Genomic DNA, 20,566 nt, shown 5'->3' on the forward strand with positions numbered 1-20,566 from the left:
CTAGCGCGCCTCGGGCTTGAGCTGGTCGAAGGGCACTTCGCTTGCCATGGCGCCGAACGGCATCGGCCCCAGCTCCGGCCGCGCCACTCCGATGGCAGTGATGTAGGTGAGCGGCAGGTAGATCGCCTCGTCGTGCAGCCGGGTCAGAATCCACTCGTAGCGCTCCTGGCGTTGCGCCTCGTCGGTGGTCAGCAGCACCTCACCAATGCGCTCGTCCAGGGTCTCCTTGTCCGGCATGCCGAGCTGGGCCTGGTAGTCGGCGTGGGAAGGCGCGCGCATGCCGCTGACGAAGGCGTGCGGGTCGTAGGGGGCGCCCCAGGTCCGGTTGAAGATCATGCCGAAGCGGCCGTCGCGCTGGCGGGCGTAGACGCTGCTCTCCTCCTCGCCGATCAGGCGCACGCCGATGCCGACCCGGCCCAGGTCGGCCTGAATGACCTCGGACATGGACTTGGCCACGGCGTCATTGCCGACGAACACCAGTTCGATCATCAGCTCCTCGCCGTTGCGCTGGCGAATGCGACTGCCGGATGCCAGCTGCCAGCCCGCTTCTTCCAGCAGCTCGCTGGCCCGCTGCGGATCGAAGGCATAGGCCTCCAGGCCGATATCGGCGTAGGGCACGTTGGGTGAGAACAGGGTGTCGGCGCGTCGCTGGGTACCGTAGAGCACGCTGTCGATCAGGGTGTCCTTGTCCACGGCGTGGTTGATCGCCAGGCGCACGGCGCGATCGGCGGTGGGGCCGCGGTTGCTGTTCAGGGCCAGGGCGTTGGTGCGCATCGGCTCGGAAAGCTCGGCGGTATACATGCCCATGGCGCGGAAGCGCTCGAAGGTATCCGGCGAAATCGGCCCTTCGGCACCGTAGATCAGGTCGATCTCGCCGGTCTCGAAGGCGATGGCGCGGGTATTGGGATCGCCGATCACCTTGACGTCGATCTCGTCGAACGCCGGTGCGGCCCCCCAGTAACTCTCGTTGCGCACGAACAGGTCGCGCTCGCCCATCCGCGTGTCGCTCAGCACCCAGGGGCCGGTACCGATGGGCGCCTCGATGCCTTCCTTGGTGCCGCCTTCGACGAACTGAGAGGGCGCGATGAAGCGGAAAGGGCGCGGCAGGGCCAGCTCCTGCAGCAGCGGGTAGTAGGGCTCGCCGAGCTGAAGCCTGAAGACATGCTCGCTCACCACCTCGGCCCCCTGAATCTGATTGGCCAGCTCCAGCCAGGCGTGGCGCTCGCGGTTGGCGAGTATTGCCTCGATGTTGGCCACTACCGCCGCGGCGTCGAAGGGTTCGCCGTTGGAGAAGCTCACGTCCTCACGCAACTGGAACGTATAGGTGCGTCCATCATCCGATACCTCCCACGACTCCGCCAGCCAGGGCACCACCTGGCCGTCGGCCTGGTAGCGCACCAGCGGTTCAAAGACCATCGCCTGGGCGAACATCTGATTGGGAGAATAGAGGTGGGGGTTGAGGGCGCCGACGTTAGAGGGCCAGGAGAAGTTGAGGCGCTCCTGAGCCGCACTGGGGATGGTCATGAAGGTGGCAGACAAGCCTAGGCTTGCCGCCAGCATCAGGGACAGGGCGGCACGAAAGGGGCGCATGACGATCTCTCGGTATCGTGTAGGGTATGAATATTTATAGAAAACATCATACCGACGCGCATTGTCAATTCGCTGCCCGATCTGGGCGGCGGTGTCATGGCTGGCGTATTCTGTGGCTTTCGCGGGCGGCGATACGGCGCGTCCAGTCACAGCCGGCAGCGGAGGAGCCATGCACAGAATCACCATCACCATCGACGACGGGCTCATGGCGGAGCTGGACCGCATGATCGAGCAGCGGGGCTACCCCAACCGCTCGGAAGCGATCCGTGACCTGGCGCGAGCGGGAATGAAAGAGGCTGCGCGGGCCGAGGGGCAGGAGAGTAGCTGCGTCGGCGTGCTCAGCTACGTCTACGATCACGAGGCCCGCGACCTGGCCCGCCGTCTGACCCGTTCGCACCACGACCATGTCGACCTCACGGTCGCCTCGCTGCACGTGCATCTCGACCCGGAGCGCTGCCTGGAAGTGAGCATTCTCAAGGGCAACACTCACGACGTGCGACACTTCGCCGACAGCATCACCTCGCAGCGCGCCGTGGCGCATGGCGAACTCCAGGTCATCCCCACGCAGCTGGATTGAACGCCATGCACACCTTCGTCAGTGACAAGCCGGTAGGGGTCATCAGCGATACCCACGGCCTGCTGCGCCCCGAGGCGCTCACTCTGCTCGAGGGCTGCGAGCTGATCGTGCATCTCGGCGACGTGGGCGGGGGCGACGAGGACGCCGGCCTGCTCGAACGACTGGCCGAGCTGGCGCCGACCTTCGCGGTGCGCGGCAACATCGACACCGCGCCCTGGGCCGAGGCGCTGCCGACGACGCTGGATCTCAGCGTCAACGGCTGGCACCTGTATCTCACGCATATCCTGCAGGAGCTCGACCCGGCCACACCCTGCGATGCGGTACTTCACGGCCACTCCCACAAGCCGCGCAACGAGTGGCAGGATGGCCGGCTGCTGTTCAATCCCGGTGCTGCCGGCAAGCGCCGCTTTCGCCTGCCCATCACCCTGGGCAAGTTGTGGGCCGACGAGCGTGGCCTGCGTGGCGCCATCCTGCATTTGCCGCTGTAAAGGCCGAGAGAAAGTCAGTCGACATCGGCCGCAAAGGCCACGTCGCGCTGTGCCTCGAGCATACGGAGCCGCGCTTCCAGCGCCTGCTTGATGCCGGTATACGCTGAACTGCCGAGTGCTAGCCGCACGAGTGGCTGTATGAGGGGCTGCGCAGCGTCGGCGGCAGCGATCATGGCGTCTACCGTCCTTTCGGCATCGCCCTTTATCTCGAAGCTGCCATCTGCCACGGCGCGCCTGACATCGCCCGCTGGCGTGGCGTCATAGACCGCCATTGGCGTGCCGCGCACGAGCCCGGCGGCGAAATCGGTCGCGGTGGGGCCCGGTTCGACAATGATGAAGTCGATCCCGAACGGCGCCACGTCCTGCGCCGTCGCCTCGACGAAGCCTTCGATGCCCCACTTGGTCGCGTGATAGAGCGAGAAGTTGGGGTAGGCTTTCTGGCCGCCTTCGGAGGAGACCTGCACGATGCGTCCGCCGCCCTGGTCGCGCAGGTAGGGCAACACCGCGCGAATGAGCTGAATCGAACCTGTGAGGTTGGTGGCGATCTGGTGATCGATCTGTTCGTCGCTGAGCTCTTCGGCGGCACCGAAGAGCCCGTAGCCTGCGTTCGATACCACCACATCGATCCTTCCCATGCGTTCGAAGGCCTGGCGGGTGACCGCGCGGATCCCAGCCACATCGGTGAGATCGAGTTTCAGCACCAGCAGGCGCTCGCCATGGGCCTGCTGCAGTTCGTCGAGCACGCCTTCCCGGCGTAGCGTGGCAACCACGCGATCGCCACGTGTCAGCAGGCGCTCCGTCATCAGGCGGCCGAGGCCTGAAGAGGCTCCGGTAATCAACCATGTCTTGCTCATCGTTTCGTTCCTTCCTTCGGTGGATGACGAAACCATGGTCGCGCTTCCGATTGGAACGCAGAAGTAGGCTACTGTTGTATGAACTCGTGAGGGAAATTCACCAATGAGCAAGCCAAGCATGTCCCAGCCAAGCATATCCAAGCCAACTCTGGCCGATCTGGAAGCCTTTACGGTAGTGGCTGCCGAACGCAGCTTTCGACGTGCCGCCGACGTCATCGGTGTCTCGCGCTCGGCGCTGAGCCACCGCATGCGGCATCTGGAAGAGCAGCTCGGCGTGCGGCTGCTGCATCGCACTACCCGCAGCGTTTCCCTGACCGATGCCGGCAGCCGGTTCCTGGCGCGCATCACCCCCACCCTGAATGAGCTGAATGCCACGCTGGATACCCTCGCCGACGACCGCGGCGAGCCCAGCGGCGTGCTGCGCATCAACGCCAGCAGGGCAGCGGCCCGGCTGCTGCTTGCCCATGTAGTACCGGCTTACCTGCGCCGCTACCCGGCGGTGGAGCTCGATCTCGTCAGCGAAGGACGGCTCGTCGATATCGTCGAACAGGGCTTCGACGCCGGGGTTCGGCTGGGCGAGGCGGTACCCCAGGACATGATTGCGGTGAAGCTGGGCGGTGCCATGCGCTTCCTGGCGGTGGCCTCGCCGGATTACCTGCACCGTTTCGGCACGCCAAGTGTGCCCGACGATCTGCACAAGCATCGCTGCATCCGCCTGCGGCTGCCCAGCGGTAAGCGCTATCGCTGGGAGTTCGAGCGGCGAGGGCAGGAGATCGCCATCGACGTTCCCGGCGCGCTGACGCTCGACGACAACGAACTCATGGTCGAAGCGGCAGCCGACGGCCTCGGCATTGCCTACGTGCCCGAGATCGTGGCCAGCGAGCGCCTCGCCTCAGGGCAGCTCGTGGCGTTGCTCGAAGCCTGGAGCCCGCCTTATCCCGGCTTGATGCTCTATTACCCCGGGCACCGCCACGTGCCCGCTGCACTGCGCGCCTTCATCGATCTGCTGAAAACATCAGAAGTTCAGGCGTGATGTGCGACTATCTGGTGCCGGTAGGAGTGAGTACGATCCGTTTCCGAGCATTATCAGGGACCCCGTGAAGATATATCGAGCTTGTCAGGTGCTTAAATGGCCCGGTTTTTTCTCTTTTTACTTCTTGGTTCATTTCCGTTGCTGGCGCATGCGGAGGTGGCTGACAAGGTGGCGAGCCAAGGTGGGATGCTGTTGTTTCTGAGTGTTCTGTTTTTGATTTTTCTTCTTGTAGTTAAGGTTCGTAGCCATTGGTTGCTATGGCCTTATGCCGCTTTTCTTCTCTTTTGTATTGTTGGGGAAATCGATTTCATCATGATCGATGATGAAATTTTTCATATGGCGATAAACGAGCTTGGCTCTTCATACAGGTATGCGGCCTATGCTCACTTGGTGTCATTGATACTGCTCCTCGTATCGACGTTCTATTTCTTTTCCAGGAGTAGAGCTTCCCGACGGTGAAAATTACTCTCTCCTTGCCACCAGCAGGCCGATGCCGGCGCTCGCCAACAGGCTTGCGCAGGCGCGGTTGAACAGCCGGCGCATCGTGGGGCGCGAGAACCAGTGGCGTAGAAAGGCGCCGAAGCAGGCGTAACCGATGATGGCCACCCATTCGAGCACCAGGAACAGGGCGCCCAGAATCAGGAACTGGAAGGCGACGTCGCCGTCTGGCGTAACGAACTGAGGCAGGAACGCCGTGAAGATCAGGATCGCCTTGGGATTGCCGGCGGCGAGCAGGAACTCCTGCCGGCTCAGGCCCCAGAGCCCCATCGGGGCGGCGGCCATGCCCTCGTCGCTACTCTCGGCGCCCCACAGCTGGTAGGCCAGCCAGAATAGGTAGCCGGCGCCGAGTACCTTGATGAGCAGGAACAGCTTCTCGGAGGTGTAGAGCACGGTAGCCAGGCCCGAGGCGGCGAGGGCGATCATCACCACGAAAGCCGCCAGGCGCCCGATGCCGGCCAGGCAAGCCATGCGCACACCATAGCGTTTGGCGTTGCTCATAGAGAGCAAGTTATTGGGGCCCGGCGCCATGTTCAGAGCGAAGCAGGCCGGCACGAAGAGCAGCAGGGTCAGCAAGTCCATTTGGGCCACCAGAGGGTGCGGTTCGGCTTTCGATTTTGCATCACAGCTCCTGTGGACTGAAGCAAGGTCACTATCTTTTTGCGCAATAATGTCCAAGCCCTAGTCCTTGGCTGGGCCTAAGCTAGGCCATAGTGGTGTTCAGAGAGGTGTGGCATGGCCAAGCAATCCAGCCAGTTCGACTACCACAAGAGCTGGCAAGTACCCGGGCTCACGGTGCTCCAAGCGTCGCTGAGCGATTTCAGCTACGACCGCCATGCGCATGAAGAGTACGCCTTCGGCGTGACCCTTACCGGGCGGCAGGACTTCTTCAGCGGCGGTGAGTTTCATCGTAGCCCGCCCGGCAACGTCATCCAGTTCAACCCCGATCAGGTACACGACGGTCATCCTGGTGACGGCACCACGCTGGGCTACGTAATGATCTATGTGCCCACTGCCCAGCTTGAGGCCTCATTCGCCGATGCGGCGGGATGCGAGCGTGCCGCCCGGTTTCATGGGCGAGAGACCCTGCTGGACGACCCCCAGCTGCGCCACGCCATTCTCGACCTCGCCCAACTGATGATCGACCGGCAAGGCACGCGCATCGACCAGGAGCACGCCCTGCACCGCATGGCGACGCGCCTGGTGCAGCGTGCCGGCAAGTTCCAGCCCGGCGGCAGGGTGAGTCGCCCCGATGCACTGCTGCTGCGTGCCAAGGAGTACATCCTTGCGCACCTGGAGGCGGATCTCTCGTTGGATGAGATCAGTCAGGCCGCCCACCTCTCCAAGTACCACTTCCTGCGCCTGTTCCGCCAGCAGTTCGGTATCACGCCGCACCAGTACGTGCTGAGCTGCCGGGTCAACGCCGCGCGCAGCGCCCTTGAATTCGGCGTGGCGCCCTCCGAGGTGGCGCTCCGCCACGGCTTCACCGACCTCAGCCACTTCAACCGCCGCTTCAAACGCATCTACGGCAAGACGCCATATCAGTACCAGCGCAGCGTGACCTAGTAGCGCTGAATTCCGGCCGCTCGGCCACACACGAAACACTATCTATCGGAGAGACTCCCATGGAGATCGTCGCCTATGCTCTGGGCGTCATGTACACGCCTGGGCCCGTGAACCTGCTCGGCCTGCATGCCGGGCTCAATGGTCAGGCGAGGACATCGCTCGGCTTCTTCCTCGGTGTGGGGCTGGCCATGCTCACGCTATTTCTGCTGTTCGGCTGGGCCGGAGCGGCCTGGGTGCGCGGCGACATGCTCGCCGTAGTGGGGGCGGTGGGGTGTGGCTACATCCTCTACCTGGCGCTCAAGGTCGCCCGCTCGAGCGTTGAGCTCAACCGGGTGCGTGAGGCGCCTCGTGTCATGAGCTTCCGCGATGGCTTGATCATGCAGCTGTGCAACCCCAAGGCCATGCTCGCGACCCTGCCGATCGCCACCATCCAGTTTCCTGCCGCCGGCATCCACGGCGTGAGCCTGCTGTTCTGGTCGCTCGGGCTGGCTGCGCTGGCCTTCGGTGCCCCCGGTAGCTATGCCCTGATGGGCGTCGTGCTCGGCCAGCGCCTGGAAAATCCAAAGCTGCTGAAAGGCTTCAGCCTCGCCATGGCCGCGCTGCTGGTGTGGGTTGCGATCACCATCGGCTATGAGCACGTGTGGCTGCCGCTGGCCTCGGGCACTTTTTGAGATGCACCCTTGCCACGGGGGCGTGCTGGCTGATCAGAGCTAGGATGAAAGACGAAGCCCGCAATGGATAGCTAGGCTTCGCGCCCCGTGGCGTCGCGGTCGCAGTCATAGCGCTTCATGTGCGGGAACGGCGGCAGCCAGGCCTCGCGGCGTACGACCCAGCTCTCGTAGGTGGGCATCAGTTGATCCGGGGTATCCAGGGTGCCCAGGTGAACTTCGATTTCGTCGTCGCTGCGTGCGAAAACCGACGAGCCGCAGCGAGGGCAGAAGAAACGCCCGTTGTAGTCGCGCACTTCACCCTCTATCGTCACTGCCTCCTGGGGGAACACCGCCGAGGCGTAGAAGAGCGCACCATGGTGCTTGCGGCAGTCCAGACAGTGACAAATGCCGACCCGGTAAGGGCGCCCCGACGCTTCGACTCGAACGTTGCCGCAAAGGCAACCGCCAGTGTATCGCTCCATGCCAGGCCTCCCTTGTATCGACTGACTTTGTATCGACTGATCGCTCAGCGAGAAGAGGGCTGAGTACCCTTCAGAGGTGATAACGCAAGGGTAGCGCTTTCTTGGAGCTAGCCTGAAACCACGCCTGTAAAAATGCAAAGCGCGCCGGAATGAAAGATAATAAGCAGGTTAACGAATGACAGGCACTCGCGAGGCGACATGAATCCCACCATCGAACTGCTGAAATCCCATCGCTCGATTCGCAAATTCACCGACCAGAAGATTCCCCACGAGCTGCTGATCGAGCTGATTCGCGCCGGTCAGGCCGCCGCGACCTCCAACCATGTGCAGGCTTACACCGTCATCCACGTGAAGAACCCGGCCAACCGCGAGAAGATCGCCGAGCTGGCTGGCGGGCAGTCGTACGTGGCCACCGCTTCCGACTTCCTGGTGTTCTGTGCCGACATGAAACGACCCACCGAGGCAGCCGAACGCAGCGGCGCCAACGTCGTGCGCGGCATGACCGAGCAACTGGTGGTGGCCAGTGTGGATGCTGCCTTGATGGCACAGAACGTGGTCGTTGCCGCCGAATCCGAAGGGCTCGGCATCTGCTACATCGGCGGCATCCGCAACAACCCCCAGGCCATCAGCGATCTGCTGCATCTGCCCGAGCACGTCTACCCGGTGTTCGGCTTGTGCCTCGGCTATCCGGCTGTCGATCCGGACGTCAAACCGCGCTTGCCGGTGGAGGCGATCCTCAAGGAAGACTACTACGTCGACGACAGCGAGCTTGTCGCCGCCTTCGACGACGCCATGCAGAGCTACTACGGCGAGCGACGCGGCGGCAACAAGGACTCCAACTGGTCGAAGAACCTCTCCCCGCTGTTCAGCAGCAAGCTGCGCGCCCATATGCGCGAGTTCCTCACCAAGCGCGGTTTCGAGATGAAGTGAGCCAACCGCCGCTGCCGCTCAACCCGCTTCGTTGCAGCGACAGATGTGGAAGTGCCCGGTACCGATATAGGCCGAGGGCAGGGCATCGAACATGTCCCGGGCCGTGCGCACCAGATGCGGCTGGTCGTAGAAGCCCGCTTCCGCGGCCAGGGTGGAGAGTGTCATGCCCGGCTGCCAGCGGGCCATGGCGCGGGTGATCTTCAGGTACAGCAGAAAGCGCCGCAGCGTCACCCCCGTTTGCTCGCGGAACAGGTGCGTGAGTCGCGAGGCGGAGATTCCGGCGCGTTCGGCCAGCGCCGCGGCATCCAGCCGTTCCGGCAGAGTCTCACGCAGGTAGTGGCAGATAGCCGCGATGCGCGGATCCAGCGGCAGCGGTGGCCCGCCGGTAGCGGCCAGAAAGCGCGCCAGATTGGTTGCGAGGGCACGGCAATCGGCACTGTGGGCCAGTTCCCAAGCCTGGTCCTCGGCCAACGGCAGATCCATGCTGGCTCGCCCTGCCAGGCTGCCTGCCAAGCGGCGCCAGGCATCGCTGTCCGGATCGAGCTGGGCCACCAGCATGGTGGTCTGGCCCGGGTTCAGGGCCTGGGATACGTCCGGTGCCACCACCGCCGCCCGGGTTTGGCGGCGTGCCCCTTCCACATCCAGTTCGAACGTGCCATCCAGCCCCAGCAGCAACGACGCACTCACGTGGCGGTGTGCCCGGTTGGCCGGCAGATGGCCGAGCAGCATCCAGCGGTCGTTCCACAGGTAGAGGGTGCCGCGTAGCGGCGAGGTATCCGTCACAGGCGATCCATGGCTGTCGATCCATAACGCCGAGGATACGCCATTCAAGAAGCGGACGCCGGTGCGGCAGGCTCAATGCCCGGCCGGGCGCGGCACGCGTAGCCCCAGCCTGTGCGCCACTTCGAAGGTGACGAAGATCGGGCCGATCAGCAGAAAGACCACGTCTTCGATGAACGACGGCTTCTTGCCTTCCACCTTATGCCCCCATACCTGCAACGCCCATGCCGCCACCCAGACGATCAGCGAGATCCAGAACAGCGACCACCCCGCGTTCAGGATGGCGAGAATGCCCAACACGGAAAGGGCGAACCAGGCGAGCATCATCAAGAAGACACCGAAGGAGAGGCGCAGGTAAACCAGGCTGGCCAGCACGCCCAGCAGGGTGGCGCCATTGACCCACTCGGCCGCACCGCCTTCCAGGCCCAGCCAGCGGCCAAGCGGCACCAGCCATAGCAGTCCCAGAGTGGAAAACAGAATGGCCGGCACGCAGACGATGTGCACCCACTGGTTCACCGGATGGCGATGGCTCTCGCCGTAGTCGTCGAGAAACTGCTGCAGGCTTCGCATGGTCATGCCCTCGTTGTTCTTGGCAGGTCAGGGTCAGGCTCATGCTAGGCGCACCAGAGGACGCTGCCTTGTATGTAACCGCTACGTTGTAGCTGGTAGCCGGGCCCACCTACGGGTCGGTGAACTGATGCACGAGACGAGCAGCCGACTACTCGCCGAGGGCGTCAAAACCCAGGCCGAGCTGGAGGTGATGCGAGACATGGGAGTACACAAGGTGCAGGGCTATCTATTTGGGGCGGCCGGGTCAGTTGCCTGCCCACGGCTGAGCCTTCAGGCCTTGTCATGCTGGGGATTTCGCTACCCCATGGTAGGCTATGCTGAGAGCGTGAAATGCATGAAGCGCGAAACCTCGACGCATAGGGGGTATCGAGATATGAACAGAACCAAGACTTTGCAGCTGTTGCGGGATCACCTACCGTTGCTTTCTCGCGAGTACGGAGTAACCTCTTTGCGGCTTTTTGGTTCTATGTCTCGCGATGAGGCCCGTGATGACAGTGATATCGATATCTTGGTGAGCTTTGACGGCCCTGCGACCTCCGCTCGTTATTTCGGGGTGCAGTTTTATCTTGAGGATTTGCTGGGGCATCCGGTTGATCTCGTGACCGACAAGGCGCTTCGTCCCGAACTCAAGCCTTATATCGAGCGCGAGGCTGTGCGTGTCTAAGACACATCCGATGCGTGAATGGCGCTTCTATATTAATGATATGATCGGCTTCGCCGAGAAAGTTCTGTCTTACACGGAAGGCTTGGATCAAGACAGCTTTATCAATAACGACCTTATCTATGATGCTACGCTGCGTAATCTTGAGCTCATTGGCGAAGCGGCTACTCGTATTCCGGAAGAAATTCGTCAGCGGTATACGGAAATACCTTGACGGTTGATCGTCGCCACCAGGAATCGCCTGATACATGCTTATCTAGGAATTGACGATGATACTGTATGGAGCATCATTCAGGACAATATTCCTGAGCTTTTGGATCAGTTACGTGCAATAAAAACCCAACAGCTGGGCGAGACGAAGCGATGACCTCTACCGAGCCCCGTATTACCCTGAATCCGCAGCGACACCGAGTGCAGGTATCGATCGGTGACACCCTGCTTGCCGACACCACCCGTGCCCTTGAGCTGCGCGAACGTGGTTATCCGCCTCGGCTCTATGTTCCCCGCGAAGACGTGCGAATGGACCTCCTGAGCCGCTCCGAGACCGTGACCCACTGCCCGTTCAAGGGCGATGCCGCCTACTTTTCGTTCGGCGAACAGGCCGATGTAGCGTGGAGCTACGAGCAACCGCTGGAAGGCATGGAGACGATTGCGGAATACCTGGCCTTCGACGACGACAAGGCAAACGTGGCAGAAGATCGCTAGAGGGTAGGCCGCGGCGGCCTGGGCTCAACGACTCGCTACCCCGGCGCACGTACGTCGACAGCGACTCTCTCCTTCAGCAGCCACGCACCCAGCCCGGCGACGGCCAGCCCCAGAGTGGCGAAGAGCAGGAAGGTGGTTCCATGGCCTTCGGCTCCGACCAGCCAGCCGGCCAGCGGGGAGCCGGCGACCTGGCCGACCGAGGTGGCGAGCAGTGGCAGCACCGGGCCGAAGGCGGGCGCTTCTTCCATGATCTCGATTCCCCTGACCAGATAGAACCCGGTAAGAGTCATGTACCCGGCGCCGAACAGGGCCGCAGAAGCAAGGGCGAGAGGGAAATGGCTGGGGGCGAGGGCCAGCAGAACCAGACCGGCGGAGAGCGCCACCAAACCAGCGGCATGGCTGAACACCGCCCCGAATCGCGCAATGAGATCGCCGGCGCCGCCACCTGTCAGTCCGCCGAGGCCGACTGCCAGCCACATCCAGGCGGTCTGGCTCGGCCCCAATCCACCGGCGGCGATCGCCGCATCGGGAGCAAACACCCAGTAAGCCGCACTCACGCACCCCATGCCGGCGGCCAGGCCGCTCAGCCGAGTGATGGCGTGCCACTGCTCTCGGCTCACCGGCAGGGCCGCGAGGGAAGGCAGCGATGACGGGACAGGGCGGTCGTCCCGGGGCAGGAAAAGGTAGGCCGCCAGTGCGCCCATGGCTGCCAAGGCGGCGAAGCCGATATAGGCGCTACGCCAGGCCTCCGCCCAGATCAGCACTGCGGGCATGGCCAGCGCGATGCCCACGCTGGTGCCCGCATTGATGGTGGCGTTGACCCGCCCACGCAGCCTCCCTGGCACCACCCGCGACACCGCTTCCGCCATCGCCGGTGAGGAAAGGCCGGTACTGATACCGCAGATCAGCACGCCGACCGCAAGCAGCAACGAGGAGGGTGCCAGGGCAATCGTCATCAGCCCGCCCCCGGCCAAGGCGGCCGCCGCAACGCCGGCACGGCGAACCCCGAGGCGCTGTGTCACCCAGGGGGCGGCGAGGATGGCAAAGACGAAGCTCAGGAACGGCAGAGCACCGATCACGCCCGCCATGCTCGAAGAGATCGTCAGCTCGTCGCGCATCGCAGGCAGGAACAGACCGAATACGAAGCGGGCCAGCCCGTAGGTGATGGCGATGACCCCGCTGCCGAGGGCCGCCATGCCAAGAGCGGAAAGGGTCCTCATGAGCTCACGCTCCGAGCCGCGTTGAGCAGGGCATCGACCACCGCTCGGGTGTCGGCCAGAGCCGGCTGCATGCCTAAAAGCACCACCGCCGTGTTGCTGCCCTCCAGCACCATGAAGAGGCGTCGCGCCAGGTTGGCGTGATGATCCAGGCCATCGCGTGCCACAGTGGCTTCGATGCGTGCCAGCAGGTCACGCTTGGCGGAGATCGCCAGCGCATGGACCTCGGCGCTGTGCTCGGCAAACTCACCCATCGCCTTGACCATGATGCAGCCCTGCTGGCTGCTGTGCTCCAGCCAACGGCCATGAGCCTCGACCAGAGCTCGTGTCGCTTGGCCGGGCGGGGCGACGGCGGTGGCCGCATCGAGGCTGGCGATGAAGCGCGCATGGCGCGTCTGCAGCACCGCCGCGACCAGCGCCTCCTTGGAGGAGAAGTGGTTGTAGAGCGTCATGCGTACCACCCCGGCCGCCGCCACGATGCGGTCGATGCCGGTGGCATGAAAGCCCTGCTCATAGAAGAGACGCTCGGCCGTGGCGAGCAGATGGTCGCGCTTGGAGGCGGGCATTCGGTGGCGCTCCTGTATTCAATCTGCATAGATTGGGTTTATATAGACCGATCTATCTAATAATGGCCATATCTAAAACCAGAGGAGTGGGAAGTGTCAAACGCTAAGTAGAAGGGCCGCTCTCCTGGGAAAGCGGCCCTTCACGTCAAGACTTGCTTACAAGCAGTCGGCATGACTTGCCCAACGTGCTGGTGTGATCCTTGTCGGACCTTAGGCGGCTCCCGACTCCCGGAAGTGATGCCAGGCATGGTGGTAGAGAACGCCAGCATAGCCGTTGCGCTGAATGATCTTGAGGATCTTGGCGGGGTCTTCGTTATCCAGGGCCTTGTGCAGTTTCGCCTGCTGTTCTTCGTCGAGAGCCTCATACCAGTGGTAGGGCTGCCCCTGGGCATTGCTATCCTCGGCCTTGCGCATCAGGTCCATTTCGATGCGCCCGCCGTGTCGATACAGGATATCGTAGCCCTCCTGCAGTTGAGTCGCCGGCACGTCGCACGGCTTTTCGAGACCTTCCAGCACGTTGTAGTAGTAATAGCTCAGCGGTTGCATGTGGCTCCTCCAGCGGTATGCCGTTGCTTGTATCTACCAACCTGCTTCCCTCTCCCCATCCTGCCTGAGCCAAGGCGGCGGGCTCAATGGAAAAAATGTAAGCCATCCGTGCGCACCCGGACGACTACGGCGAAGCCGCCCGGAGTGAGGCCCGTCTCACTCCGAATACCCCTCCAGCGCGAAAGGATTGAGAAACTGCCTGCCCCAGAGGAAGGCGCGGTCGACCGGGCTCAAGCCGGCCTCATCACACACGCTGTCCCACTGCGCCCGAATCGTGGCGAGCTGATGGCCGATGATCTCTTTTGCCTGCATTTGGGTCAGGCCGAGTTGCTCCGCGGCCCTCAGGCAATGGACAAGCTGGCTGCGTCGTTCCTGGCCATGTAGCAGCATCGCTTGAGTGGCTTCTCCACCGGTTCGTGATTGGGGGCAAATGTCATAGGCTGGCGTCAATCGATAGATTTCACCATCCCAGAAGGCGGCATGGTTGCGAGCATGGTCGTCGGTATTGCCGCACAGCACGTTGAAGACGATGCGTCCGAAAAGCTCCTGGAGGGTTGCACCCGGCTGGTCGAATTCCGCACGTATGAGATGGCCCAGGTCCTCATAGCTGGCATAGCGAGCGGTCATTTCATCCAAGCCCAGCAGCGTGAGTGCCGATAGCACGATCCTTCGTGTCCAACCGTTAGCAGTTTTCATCCGGTCGAAGCGTTCTATCAACAGCACGTCCTTCCCCAGCGAGCAGGTCATCTCGACGGGAGCCACGTCGAGCCCCGCGAGACTGGCAAGTCGCATGGCAACGAATTCGGCTTTCACCACACTATAGAGATCAGTGCTGGAAGAGAACTTCGCCACCAACTTGCGATCTTGGTCATTCAGCAGGGCCTTGGGGCGAGCGCCGCCGATGCTGCTGCCGTGCTGAATGGCTTGATCGAGAGCGGGAGGTAGCGGCTCCCCTGCCTCCACGTATTCAGAAGCCGTCTGCAGCTCCGCCAGGGTGGCATCTTGGTGCTCGCGTGGCTTGTACTCGGTGGGCGTGAGCTGAAAATCGAGGGCGCCGATTCGGTCGGACCCCGATTCGAGTAGATAAACCATCTCATTGAAATCGGCCTGATCGGCTCCCGCGCCTGTCATTCCTGTCAGCCGGTTGATGATGACACGGCGCCCCCAAGCGTCTGGGGACGCATCTCGTAGGCAGGAGGGCAGTGTGCCGCTGACCTGTTCCTGGTTGCCGCGGCGCAGGGGAAGCTCACGGGGAAAAAGGCTGATGGCATCCTCTCGGTCAAGATAGCGCCGACCGTAGGCGAAACGGTAGCGATCCTGATCGTCGCGTTCAAGGAGGCCGGCAGCCACCGGGAGGGGCTGATTAGGCAGCCACACCCAAACATAGGCACGTTGGCTAGAAGTCATCGTCGAGGGGCTCGTACTGCTGACGGCGGGCGCGTTTGGGAAGCAGCGCCAGCCGTTCCAACTGGGTAGCGGACTCGCGTTTCAGGGTGTCCGTGTCGTCGGTGAATAGCGATACGCCTACCAACGCAGCCGCTTCGAAGTAGGTGCCGATGGCCACCCGGGGAGAGCCTTTGGCGATCTGGCGAATCGTGACTACGCCGACGCCCACTCGCTCGGCGAGTTCGTCTCGGGTCCAACCCTTGTGTAGGCGCCCCTCTTCGATCAGCCCGGCGAACAGGCGCAGTGAGAGGGCAGCATGGGGGCTGAGAGTCACATGTCTCGTTTTCATATCGACACTATAGTATCGGTTAGGAGCTTTAGCGATATTTTAATGTCGGTTCTGGTTTCTGGGCACTGACCAAGCGCTACCTGGATCCGCACCCGCTAAACTGAGGCAAGCAGAGGAGCTTCGTCAGGGTGGGTGGAGCAGGGGGCGGTCGATGAACTACGAACAGGTAGTGGCGAGTCTGTGGCGCCATGGCGATGGGCAAGCGACCGATCATGTCGCTCGGCTCAAGGAACTCATTCGTTATGCCACCCTGGCGCCTTCCGGGCACAACACCCAGTGCTGGCGCTTCAGAGTCGCGGATGAGGCCATCACCATCCTGCCGGATCTAACCCGGCGCACCCCGGTGGTCGATCCGGACGATCACCACCTCTACGTTTCGCTGGGCTGCGCCGCCGAGAACCTGAGTCTGGCGGCACGGGCGTTCGGCATGCAGGGCGAGGTTACGTTTCATGCGGAAGGCGACGGAGAAGTACGCGTGGCGCTGGCACCCTGCCCACCGGAGCGCTCCCCACTGTTCGAGGCCATTCCGGCACGCCAGTGCACCCGCACCGACTACGACGGCTTGCCCGTTACCGACCAGGAGCTCTACCTCCTCCAGGGCGCCGGAACCGGAAAAGAGGTATCCATCAGCCTGCTGACCGAACGACCGGCGATAGAGCAGGTGCTGGCCTTTGTGCTTCAGGCCAACAGCTTGCAGATCGCAAACCGGGCATTCCGAGAGGAGCTAGAGGCCTGGATCCGCTTCGGCGAGCGCGAGGCCCTCGAAGCCGGGGATGGGCTGTTTGCGCGTGCGATGGGAAGCCCGCCGACCCCGCGCTGGCTCGGCAGATGGCTATTCCGCGCCCTGTTTCGACAAGGCGTCGAAAACGCCAAGGTGGCCCGTCAGGTGCGCAGCTCCGCCGGTATTGCCGTGTTCATCTCGCAAGCCGACGACAAGGCGCACTGGGTGGACGCCGGGCGCTGCTATCAGCGTTTCGCCCTGCAGGCGACGGCACTCGGTATCTGCAACGCCTTCATCAACCAGCCGGTCGAAGAGACGAGCATACGCCTGGCGTTCTCCGAGGCCCTGGGTATCGTCGGTGGGCGCCCCAACCTGGTGGTGCGGTTCGGCCGGGGCAAGGCGATGCCGCGCTCTCTGCGCAGGCCGGTGGAGGCGGTCCTTATCCCATAACCCCGCAAACAGACCTCGCTTTGCCTGCGAGCCGAATCGCTCGTCTATTCGGCTCGTGGAGTGAGCCGAATAATTCCGCTATTCGGCTCACCAGAACATGTCGGCAAGAATTTGCTTGGCTTTACTTCCAGCCCGGCTGCCACCATATCCTCGTCAGCCCTCTCTACCCCGGAGCCCAGCCATGTCCGATTCTCTGCATCTGGCCTGCCCTCACTGCCTGGCCATCAACCGCGTGGCCACGGCGCGCCTGGCCGCCTCGCGCTGTGGTAAGTGCAAGCAGCCAATGTTCAGCGGGGCGCCGTTGGAGCTCACCAGCGCCAACTACGCGGCGCTGATCGAGCGCAGCGAGCTGCCGGTGGTGGTGGACTTCTGGGCCGGCTGGTGCGGCCCCTGCAAGATGATGGCGCCTGTCTTCGCTCAGACCGCCGCCGAGCTGGAGCCGCGCATCCGCTTCGCCAAGCTCGACACCGAGGCGGAGCAGGCTCTGGCCGGGCGCTTCGGCATTCGCAGCATTCCCACGCTTATCGTGTTCAAGGAGGGGCATGAGATCGCCCGCCAGGCCGGGCTGATGCAGAGCTCACAGCTTAAGCGCTGGCTGGAGTCGCATCTCGTCTAAGCCAGACCAACAATGGGGCTTGGTTGACCCTTGAGCCGAATGAGACGACAATTCGGCTCATATAGTGAGCCGAATAATTAGTTATTCGGCTCACCAGTCATACAGGGTACCGCCATGAACGCTTCAAGCACGACGCCACTCTGGATCTGGCAGCAACCCGACTGGCCCGCTTTCCACTGGCGGGCCGCCGTGATCCAGCCTCGCCTTCAGGAAACTTGGCGGTCTCTCGGGATGCTGCTGGGCAGGGTAGGTTCCCTGCCGGCCGACAACGATCCGGCAGTAATGCTGGATACGCTGCTGCAGAACATCATTACCTCCTCGGCCATCGAAGGAGAGCGCCTGAATGCCGCCTCGGTACGTTCCTCCCTGGCGCGACGCCTCGGCGTCGATGATGGAGCAGCGGTTGTTTCATCGCGTTCGGAAGGCCTGGCCGACATGATGATGGATGCCATCGGCTCGCCGGACACGACCCTTACCCGCGAGCGGCTCTTCCAGTGGCATCGCTGGCTTTTTCCCGATGCCGAGACATCGCTGGTCAGGCTGCGGGTAGGGGAATGGCGGGGCGAGGAGCCGATGCAGGTCGTCTCCGGCCGTCTCGACAAGCCCAAGGTGCACTTCGAAGCACCACCTCGCCAGGTGCTGGAGGACGAAATGGCTGCCTTCCTGGCGTGGTTTGACACGAGCCGCCACGACCCGACCCTGGACCCTCTACTGCGTGCCGGTATTGCCCACTTCTGGTTCGTTACCCTGCATCCCTTCGAGGACGGTAATGGCCGCCTGGCCCGCGCCATTGCCGACCGGGCCTTGGCCCAGGCCGACCGACAAAGCATTCGACTCTACACCATGTCCGCCGCGATCCTGGCCGAGCGTCAGGACTATTACCAAGTGCTCGAAAGCAGCCAGCGTGGCACGACGGATCTCAGCGATTGGCTGACCTGGTTTCTCGATATCCTGCTGCAAACCCTGGAAGATGCTCTCGCCGGCATCGAGCGCACCTTGGCCAAGAGCCGCTTCTGGCAGCGATTCGCCGAAGCCGGTCTGTTGCCGGAGCAGACCAAGGTACTCAATCGGTTGCTGGATGGCGGAGAGCGAGGCTTCGAGGGTGGCATCAGCGCTGCCCAGTATCAGAAGGTCGCCAAGGTCAGTAAGGCCACTGCCACCCGCCATCTTTCCGACCTGCTGGCCAAGGGCTGCCTGGAGAAACTGCCGGGGGGCGGGCGCAGCACGCGCTACCGCGTGGTGGGCTCCGGCCCAGAAGGTGGCGAAGCCGCCTCGGACACTCCCTGATCCAGCCACCTCTAGGCTTTGTAAGAAAAGTCGGCGAGCGATGGCCAGGGCTAGGCCCGTTCCCTACGGGCCAACGCACTTCCCACATCCTTGTAGGTCGCAAGGCAAAAATCGGCGAAAAGACGGAGTTTACGGGGTGTAAATGAGTACTTTGAGCCGATTTTTAACGCCGTATGGGCGAGCGCAGACAGTTTTCGTACAAAGCCGCGTCAGCGATCCAACAACCCCTCGGCGAGCGCCTCGCCAAGCCGGTCCACGGCGGCGGCCAGCTTCTCGTCGATGACGTGCAGATACTCCGTCCAGTCATTCACGTGGTGCAGCTCCGCCTTGCCATCCGAGATGCCGCGCAACACGATCAGCGGCACCTTGAAGCGGGTGCAGGCGCGCAGGCAGGCGTAGCTCTCCATGTCCACCATCTCGGCGGCGATGGCGGCATAGGCTTCGCCCGAGACGATATTGGCGCCGGTAGAAAGCGTGGCTTCACGAATGCCGGGAATACGCAGCGGCAGGGGAATGATCGCCGGCAGGTCAAGGAAGGGCGTGGTGCCTTTCTCGAAGCCCAGCGGTGAAGCGTCCATGTCGCGGTAGGCGACGGAAGTGGCCTGATAGATCTCGGTCTGCTCCAGCATCCGGCTGCCCGCCGAGCCCAGCGATACCACCAGATCCGGCAGGCGCCCCTGCTGAGCGAGAGCGGCCAAGGCCGCAGTGAGCTCCACCGCTGCCTCCACCGGGCCAACGCCGGTCATGGTCGGGGTAAAGCGCTGCTTGAGATGCGGGCCATATTCGGCCTCGGCAGCCATGGCGAACAGCACCTGGCGGCCGCCCAGTGTCGTCAGCGCCGGCGGTGTGCGCTGCGCCGCGCTCATGCTCCAGTCCTCATCCGTCTCGTGGCCTCAGGCATCGCTAGCGTTGCCGACCGTCTGAATGACCTCGAACCCTTCGAAGTTCGGCGGACCCAGATAGAGCCCCTCGCGCTTGCTCTGGCCGGCGTTGGCGTGGGCCTTGCGGAACGCCTCGGAGTGCGTCCAGGCCTCGAAGTCCTCCCGCGAGCGCCAGATGGTGTGCGAGGCGTATAGCACGTGGTCCTCCTTCTCGGGGCCGCGCAGCATATGGAACTCGACGAAGCCGGGCAGGCCCTGCAGGTGGGTCTCCCGCTCCAGCCAGATCTGCTCGAACTCCTTCACTCGCTCGGGATTGACCCGAAAACGGTTCATGGCGATGAACACGATAATGCTCCTTGTGGTCAGCGGCTGATGGTCACCGAAAGACGATGACACCGACGCCGACAGGGGGCAAGGCCGGAAAAGGCCAGCCGAGAAGCCGGTGGCCCCCGGTCGTGATCGATGCCACCCCGTACTATGCTGGGGTAGGCCAACAAAGGTCGTTAACGTTATCTGGAGGAGTGGATGAAAAAAGGACATTCAATGCTGTTGGGCCTGACTCTCGGTCTCTTTTCCCTGACAAGCATGGCCGACGAGGGCAACGGCCCGACGGCCAGCGTTGAATTCATCGATAACGACGGTGAGGTGGTCGGGGAGGGCACGATCAAGCAGGGCCCGGTCGGAGTGCTGATCAATTTCAGCATCGATGGCCTGGATGAGGGGTGGAAGGCCATTCATATCCACAGCGTCGGTACCTGCGAAGATCACGATGAAGGGTTCCACGCCTCTGGCGGCCACCTGAATCCTGACGACTCAGCGCATGGCTTCCTCAATCCAGACGGCCCGGATGCCGGAGACCTGCCCAACTTCTACGTCCACAGCGACGGTAGCGCGCAGGTAGAGATGTTCAATGAACGGGCAAGCCTCGATGGTAGTATCGGGGGGAACATGCTCGGTGAAGAAGGCACCGCGCTGGTCATCCATGAAAACCCCGATGATCACATGAGCCAGCCCATCGGCGGCGCCGGCGACCGGGTCGCCTGCGGGGTCGTGCAGGCAGACTGATTGCAGCGGTAGCGCACCAACCGGCCTTGGCCATGGCCTCGCCCAGGCAGCCAACGGCCAGGGCCGGCATCCGAAAAACGCCACACAGGAAAAGATAC

At 62.9% G+C, this 20,566-nt stretch carries 26 protein-coding genes and 1 pseudogene; 14 read left to right on the plus strand and 13 right to left on the minus strand.

The annotated features are described in order from the left end of the window. Nucleotides 1–1,590, minus strand: coding sequence for a nickel ABC transporter substrate-binding protein (nikA, locus tag HOP59_RS13840; protein WP_234254321.1), 1,590 nt, complete (start codon nucleotides 1,588–1,590; stop codon nucleotides 1–3). Nucleotides 1,591–1,759: 169 nt separating this feature from the next. Here nikA and nikR point away from each other — a divergent pair, with 169 nt between their 5' ends. Continuing rightward, entirely contained in the window at nucleotides 1,760–2,167 is a 408-nt protein-coding gene (nikR, locus tag HOP59_RS13845; protein ID WP_010626737.1) for a nickel-responsive transcriptional regulator NikR, read from the plus strand. Nucleotides 2,168–2,172: 5 nt separating this feature from the next. Continuing rightward, the gene (locus HOP59_RS13850) at nucleotides 2,173–2,655 is read left to right on the plus strand and encodes a metallophosphoesterase family protein (protein ID WP_010626738.1); all 483 of its coding nucleotides are present in this window, start codon (nucleotides 2,173–2,175) and stop codon (nucleotides 2,653–2,655) included. Nucleotides 2,656–2,669: 14 nt separating this feature from the next. Here HOP59_RS13850 and HOP59_RS13855 read toward each other — a convergent pair whose 3' ends face one another. Continuing rightward, complete coding sequence (locus HOP59_RS13855; protein ID WP_234254322.1) at nucleotides 2,670–3,509, minus strand: SDR family oxidoreductase; 840 nt, start codon at nucleotides 3,507–3,509, stop codon at nucleotides 2,670–2,672. A gap of 103 nt (nucleotides 3,510–3,612) precedes the next feature. Between HOP59_RS13855 and HOP59_RS13860 the strand changes: the two genes are divergently transcribed. Beyond that, a complete protein-coding gene (locus HOP59_RS13860; protein ID WP_234254323.1) occupies nucleotides 3,613–4,542 on the plus strand; it encodes a LysR family transcriptional regulator in 930 nt (309 codons plus the stop codon). A gap of 96 nt (nucleotides 4,543–4,638) precedes the next feature. After that, entirely contained in the window at nucleotides 4,639–5,001 is a 363-nt protein-coding gene (locus tag HOP59_RS13865) for a hypothetical protein (RefSeq protein ID WP_234254324.1), read from the plus strand. A gap of 3 nt (nucleotides 5,002–5,004) precedes the next feature. On the opposite strand, the gene HOP59_RS13870 is transcribed toward HOP59_RS13865, so the two are convergent. Then, entirely contained in the window at nucleotides 5,005–5,622 is a 618-nt protein-coding gene (locus tag HOP59_RS13870) for a LysE family translocator (RefSeq protein WP_234254325.1), read from the minus strand. A 153-nt stretch (nucleotides 5,623–5,775) separates the two neighbouring features. Between HOP59_RS13870 and HOP59_RS13875 the strand changes: the two genes are divergently transcribed. Both HOP59_RS13875 and HOP59_RS13880 read left to right on the plus strand, forming a co-directional pair. Continuing rightward, entirely contained in the window at nucleotides 5,776–6,606 is an 831-nt protein-coding gene (locus HOP59_RS13875) for an AraC family transcriptional regulator (protein WP_234254326.1), read from the plus strand. Nucleotides 6,607–6,665: 59 nt separating this feature from the next. Then, a complete protein-coding gene (locus HOP59_RS13880) occupies nucleotides 6,666–7,277 on the plus strand; it encodes a LysE family translocator (protein ID WP_234254327.1) in 612 nt (203 codons plus the stop codon). A gap of 71 nt (nucleotides 7,278–7,348) precedes the next feature. Here the strand turns inward: HOP59_RS13880 and HOP59_RS13885 are convergent, their stop codons facing one another. Beyond that, a complete protein-coding gene (locus HOP59_RS13885; protein ID WP_234254328.1) occupies nucleotides 7,349–7,738 on the minus strand; it encodes a GFA family protein in 390 nt (129 codons plus the stop codon). A gap of 198 nt (nucleotides 7,739–7,936) precedes the next feature. Here HOP59_RS13885 and nfsA point away from each other — a divergent pair, with 198 nt between their 5' ends. Next, the gene (gene nfsA, locus HOP59_RS13890) at nucleotides 7,937–8,668 is read left to right on the plus strand and encodes an oxygen-insensitive NADPH nitroreductase (protein ID WP_234254329.1); all 732 of its coding nucleotides are present in this window, start codon (nucleotides 7,937–7,939) and stop codon (nucleotides 8,666–8,668) included. Between the two features lie 18 nt (nucleotides 8,669–8,686). Here the strand turns inward: nfsA and HOP59_RS13895 are convergent, their stop codons facing one another. Further along, on the minus strand, nucleotides 8,687–9,451 hold the full coding sequence (locus tag HOP59_RS13895; RefSeq protein ID WP_234254330.1) for a helix-turn-helix domain-containing protein: 765 nt from the start codon (nucleotides 9,449–9,451) through the stop codon (nucleotides 8,687–8,689). Nucleotides 9,452–9,523: 72 nt separating this feature from the next. Further along, nucleotides 9,524–10,024, minus strand: coding sequence for an Mpo1 family 2-hydroxy fatty acid dioxygenase (locus HOP59_RS13900; RefSeq protein WP_234254331.1), 501 nt, complete (start codon nucleotides 10,022–10,024; stop codon nucleotides 9,524–9,526). Nucleotides 10,025–10,145: 121 nt separating this feature from the next. Between HOP59_RS13900 and HOP59_RS13905 the strand changes: the two genes are divergently transcribed. From HOP59_RS13905 to HOP59_RS13915, 3 genes and pseudogenes are all read left to right on the plus strand, one after another. After that, complete coding sequence (locus HOP59_RS13905; protein WP_234254332.1) at nucleotides 10,146–10,682, plus strand: nucleotidyltransferase family protein; 537 nt, start codon at nucleotides 10,146–10,148, stop codon at nucleotides 10,680–10,682. Between the two features lie 40 nt (nucleotides 10,683–10,722). Further along, nucleotides 10,723–11,046, plus strand: a pseudogene (locus HOP59_RS13910) (HepT-like ribonuclease domain-containing protein). After that, on the plus strand, nucleotides 11,043–11,384 hold the full coding sequence (locus HOP59_RS13915) for a DUF427 domain-containing protein (protein ID WP_234254333.1): 342 nt from the start codon (nucleotides 11,043–11,045) through the stop codon (nucleotides 11,382–11,384). The pseudogene HOP59_RS13910 and the gene HOP59_RS13915 overlap by 4 nt, the downstream one beginning before the upstream one ends. A gap of 35 nt (nucleotides 11,385–11,419) precedes the next feature. On the opposite strand, the gene HOP59_RS13920 is transcribed toward HOP59_RS13915, so the two are convergent. From HOP59_RS13920 to HOP59_RS13940, 5 genes are all read right to left on the minus strand, one after another. Beyond that, on the minus strand, nucleotides 11,420–12,604 hold the full coding sequence (locus tag HOP59_RS13920) for an MFS transporter (RefSeq protein WP_234254334.1): 1,185 nt from the start codon (nucleotides 12,602–12,604) through the stop codon (nucleotides 11,420–11,422). Then, complete coding sequence (locus HOP59_RS13925) at nucleotides 12,601–13,167, minus strand: TetR/AcrR family transcriptional regulator (RefSeq protein WP_234254335.1); 567 nt, start codon at nucleotides 13,165–13,167, stop codon at nucleotides 12,601–12,603. The genes HOP59_RS13920 and HOP59_RS13925 overlap by 4 nt, the downstream gene beginning before the upstream one ends. A gap of 210 nt (nucleotides 13,168–13,377) precedes the next feature. After that, the gene (locus HOP59_RS13930; RefSeq protein WP_010626754.1) at nucleotides 13,378–13,713 is read right to left on the minus strand and encodes a hypothetical protein; all 336 of its coding nucleotides are present in this window, start codon (nucleotides 13,711–13,713) and stop codon (nucleotides 13,378–13,380) included. Nucleotides 13,714–13,869: 156 nt separating this feature from the next. Then, on the minus strand, nucleotides 13,870–15,120 hold the full coding sequence (locus HOP59_RS13935; RefSeq protein ID WP_234254336.1) for a type II toxin-antitoxin system HipA family toxin: 1,251 nt from the start codon (nucleotides 15,118–15,120) through the stop codon (nucleotides 13,870–13,872). Continuing rightward, entirely contained in the window at nucleotides 15,110–15,448 is a 339-nt protein-coding gene (locus HOP59_RS13940) for a helix-turn-helix domain-containing protein (RefSeq protein ID WP_234254337.1), read from the minus strand. Before HOP59_RS13940 ends, HOP59_RS13935 begins: the two co-directional genes overlap by 11 nt. A 151-nt stretch (nucleotides 15,449–15,599) precedes the next feature. Between HOP59_RS13940 and HOP59_RS13945 the strand changes: the two genes are divergently transcribed. The 3 genes from HOP59_RS13945 (at nucleotide 15,600) to HOP59_RS13955 (ending at nucleotide 18,522) form a co-directional block, all read left to right on the plus strand. Next, on the plus strand, nucleotides 15,600–16,619 hold the full coding sequence (locus HOP59_RS13945) for an Acg family FMN-binding oxidoreductase (RefSeq protein ID WP_234254338.1): 1,020 nt from the start codon (nucleotides 15,600–15,602) through the stop codon (nucleotides 16,617–16,619). Nucleotides 16,620–16,800: 181 nt separating this feature from the next. Continuing rightward, nucleotides 16,801–17,235: a thioredoxin TrxC gene (gene trxC, locus HOP59_RS13950; RefSeq protein WP_234254339.1), complete on the plus strand. Its 435-nt coding sequence runs from the start codon at nucleotides 16,801–16,803 to the stop codon at nucleotides 17,233–17,235. A 114-nt stretch (nucleotides 17,236–17,349) separates the two neighbouring features. Continuing rightward, on the plus strand, nucleotides 17,350–18,522 hold the full coding sequence (locus tag HOP59_RS13955) for a Fic family protein (protein ID WP_234254340.1): 1,173 nt from the start codon (nucleotides 17,350–17,352) through the stop codon (nucleotides 18,520–18,522). Between the two features lie 209 nt (nucleotides 18,523–18,731). On the opposite strand, the gene HOP59_RS13960 is transcribed toward HOP59_RS13955, so the two are convergent. Both HOP59_RS13960 and hmuQ read right to left on the minus strand, forming a co-directional pair. Then, nucleotides 18,732–19,388: a 5'-methylthioadenosine/S-adenosylhomocysteine nucleosidase gene (locus tag HOP59_RS13960; RefSeq protein WP_234254341.1), complete on the minus strand. Its 657-nt coding sequence runs from the start codon at nucleotides 19,386–19,388 to the stop codon at nucleotides 18,732–18,734. A gap of 27 nt (nucleotides 19,389–19,415) precedes the next feature. Continuing rightward, on the minus strand, nucleotides 19,416–19,748 hold the full coding sequence (hmuQ, locus tag HOP59_RS13965; RefSeq protein ID WP_010626761.1) for a heme-degrading protein HmuQ: 333 nt from the start codon (nucleotides 19,746–19,748) through the stop codon (nucleotides 19,416–19,418). A 180-nt stretch (nucleotides 19,749–19,928) separates the two neighbouring features. Between hmuQ and HOP59_RS13970 the strand changes: the two genes are divergently transcribed. Next, on the plus strand, nucleotides 19,929–20,468 hold the full coding sequence (locus HOP59_RS13970; RefSeq protein WP_234254342.1) for a superoxide dismutase family protein: 540 nt from the start codon (nucleotides 19,929–19,931) through the stop codon (nucleotides 20,466–20,468). Nucleotides 20,469–20,566: the final 98 nt, after the last annotated feature.

This window comes from Billgrantia aerodenitrificans, from assembly GCF_021404405.1.
In the GTDB taxonomy this organism is placed as follows: domain Bacteria; phylum Pseudomonadota; class Gammaproteobacteria; order Pseudomonadales; family Halomonadaceae; genus Halomonas; species Halomonas aerodenitrificans.

Excerpts from the sequence above, each read along its gene's own strand:
- nikA (WP_234254321.1), bottom strand. The coding sequence starts at position 1,590 with ATGCGCCCCTTTCGTGCCGCCCTGTCCCTGATGCTGGCGGCAAGCCTA.
- nikR (WP_010626737.1), top strand. The coding sequence starts at position 1,760 with ATGCACAGAATCACCATCACCATCGACGACGGGCTCATGGCGGAGCTG.
- HOP59_RS13850 (WP_010626738.1), top strand. The coding sequence starts at position 2,173 with ATGCACACCTTCGTCAGTGACAAGCCGGTAGGGGTCATCAGCGATACC.
- HOP59_RS13855 (WP_234254322.1), bottom strand. The coding sequence starts at position 3,509 with ATGAGCAAGACATGGTTGATTACCGGAGCCTCTTCAGGCCTCGGCCGC.
- HOP59_RS13860 (WP_234254323.1), top strand. The coding sequence starts at position 3,613 with ATGAGCAAGCCAAGCATGTCCCAGCCAAGCATATCCAAGCCAACTCTG.
- HOP59_RS13865 (WP_234254324.1), top strand. The coding sequence starts at position 4,639 with ATGGCCCGGTTTTTTCTCTTTTTACTTCTTGGTTCATTTCCGTTGCTG.
- HOP59_RS13870 (WP_234254325.1), bottom strand. The coding sequence starts at position 5,622 with ATGGACTTGCTGACCCTGCTGCTCTTCGTGCCGGCCTGCTTCGCTCTG.
- HOP59_RS13875 (WP_234254326.1), top strand. The coding sequence starts at position 5,776 with ATGGCCAAGCAATCCAGCCAGTTCGACTACCACAAGAGCTGGCAAGTA.
- HOP59_RS13880 (WP_234254327.1), top strand. The coding sequence starts at position 6,666 with ATGGAGATCGTCGCCTATGCTCTGGGCGTCATGTACACGCCTGGGCCC.
- HOP59_RS13885 (WP_234254328.1), bottom strand. The coding sequence starts at position 7,738 with ATGGAGCGATACACTGGCGGTTGCCTTTGCGGCAACGTTCGAGTCGAA.
- nfsA (WP_234254329.1), top strand. The coding sequence starts at position 7,937 with ATGAATCCCACCATCGAACTGCTGAAATCCCATCGCTCGATTCGCAAA.
- HOP59_RS13900 (WP_234254331.1), bottom strand. The coding sequence starts at position 10,024 with ATGACCATGCGAAGCCTGCAGCAGTTTCTCGACGACTACGGCGAGAGC.
- HOP59_RS13905 (WP_234254332.1), top strand. The coding sequence starts at position 10,146 with ATGCACGAGACGAGCAGCCGACTACTCGCCGAGGGCGTCAAAACCCAG.
- HOP59_RS13915 (WP_234254333.1), top strand. The coding sequence starts at position 11,043 with ATGACCTCTACCGAGCCCCGTATTACCCTGAATCCGCAGCGACACCGA.
- HOP59_RS13920 (WP_234254334.1), bottom strand. The coding sequence starts at position 12,604 with ATGAGGACCCTTTCCGCTCTTGGCATGGCGGCCCTCGGCAGCGGGGTC.
- HOP59_RS13925 (WP_234254335.1), bottom strand. The coding sequence starts at position 13,167 with ATGCCCGCCTCCAAGCGCGACCATCTGCTCGCCACGGCCGAGCGTCTC.
- HOP59_RS13930 (WP_010626754.1), bottom strand. The coding sequence starts at position 13,713 with ATGCAACCGCTGAGCTATTACTACTACAACGTGCTGGAAGGTCTCGAA.
- HOP59_RS13935 (WP_234254336.1), bottom strand. The coding sequence starts at position 15,120 with ATGACTTCTAGCCAACGTGCCTATGTTTGGGTGTGGCTGCCTAATCAG.
- HOP59_RS13940 (WP_234254337.1), bottom strand. The coding sequence starts at position 15,448 with ATGAAAACGAGACATGTGACTCTCAGCCCCCATGCTGCCCTCTCACTG.
- HOP59_RS13945 (WP_234254338.1), top strand. The coding sequence starts at position 15,600 with ATGAACTACGAACAGGTAGTGGCGAGTCTGTGGCGCCATGGCGATGGG.
- trxC (WP_234254339.1), top strand. The coding sequence starts at position 16,801 with ATGTCCGATTCTCTGCATCTGGCCTGCCCTCACTGCCTGGCCATCAAC.
- HOP59_RS13955 (WP_234254340.1), top strand. The coding sequence starts at position 17,350 with ATGAACGCTTCAAGCACGACGCCACTCTGGATCTGGCAGCAACCCGAC.
- HOP59_RS13960 (WP_234254341.1), bottom strand. The coding sequence starts at position 19,388 with ATGAGCGCGGCGCAGCGCACACCGCCGGCGCTGACGACACTGGGCGGC.
- HOP59_RS13970 (WP_234254342.1), top strand. The coding sequence starts at position 19,929 with ATGAAAAAAGGACATTCAATGCTGTTGGGCCTGACTCTCGGTCTCTTT.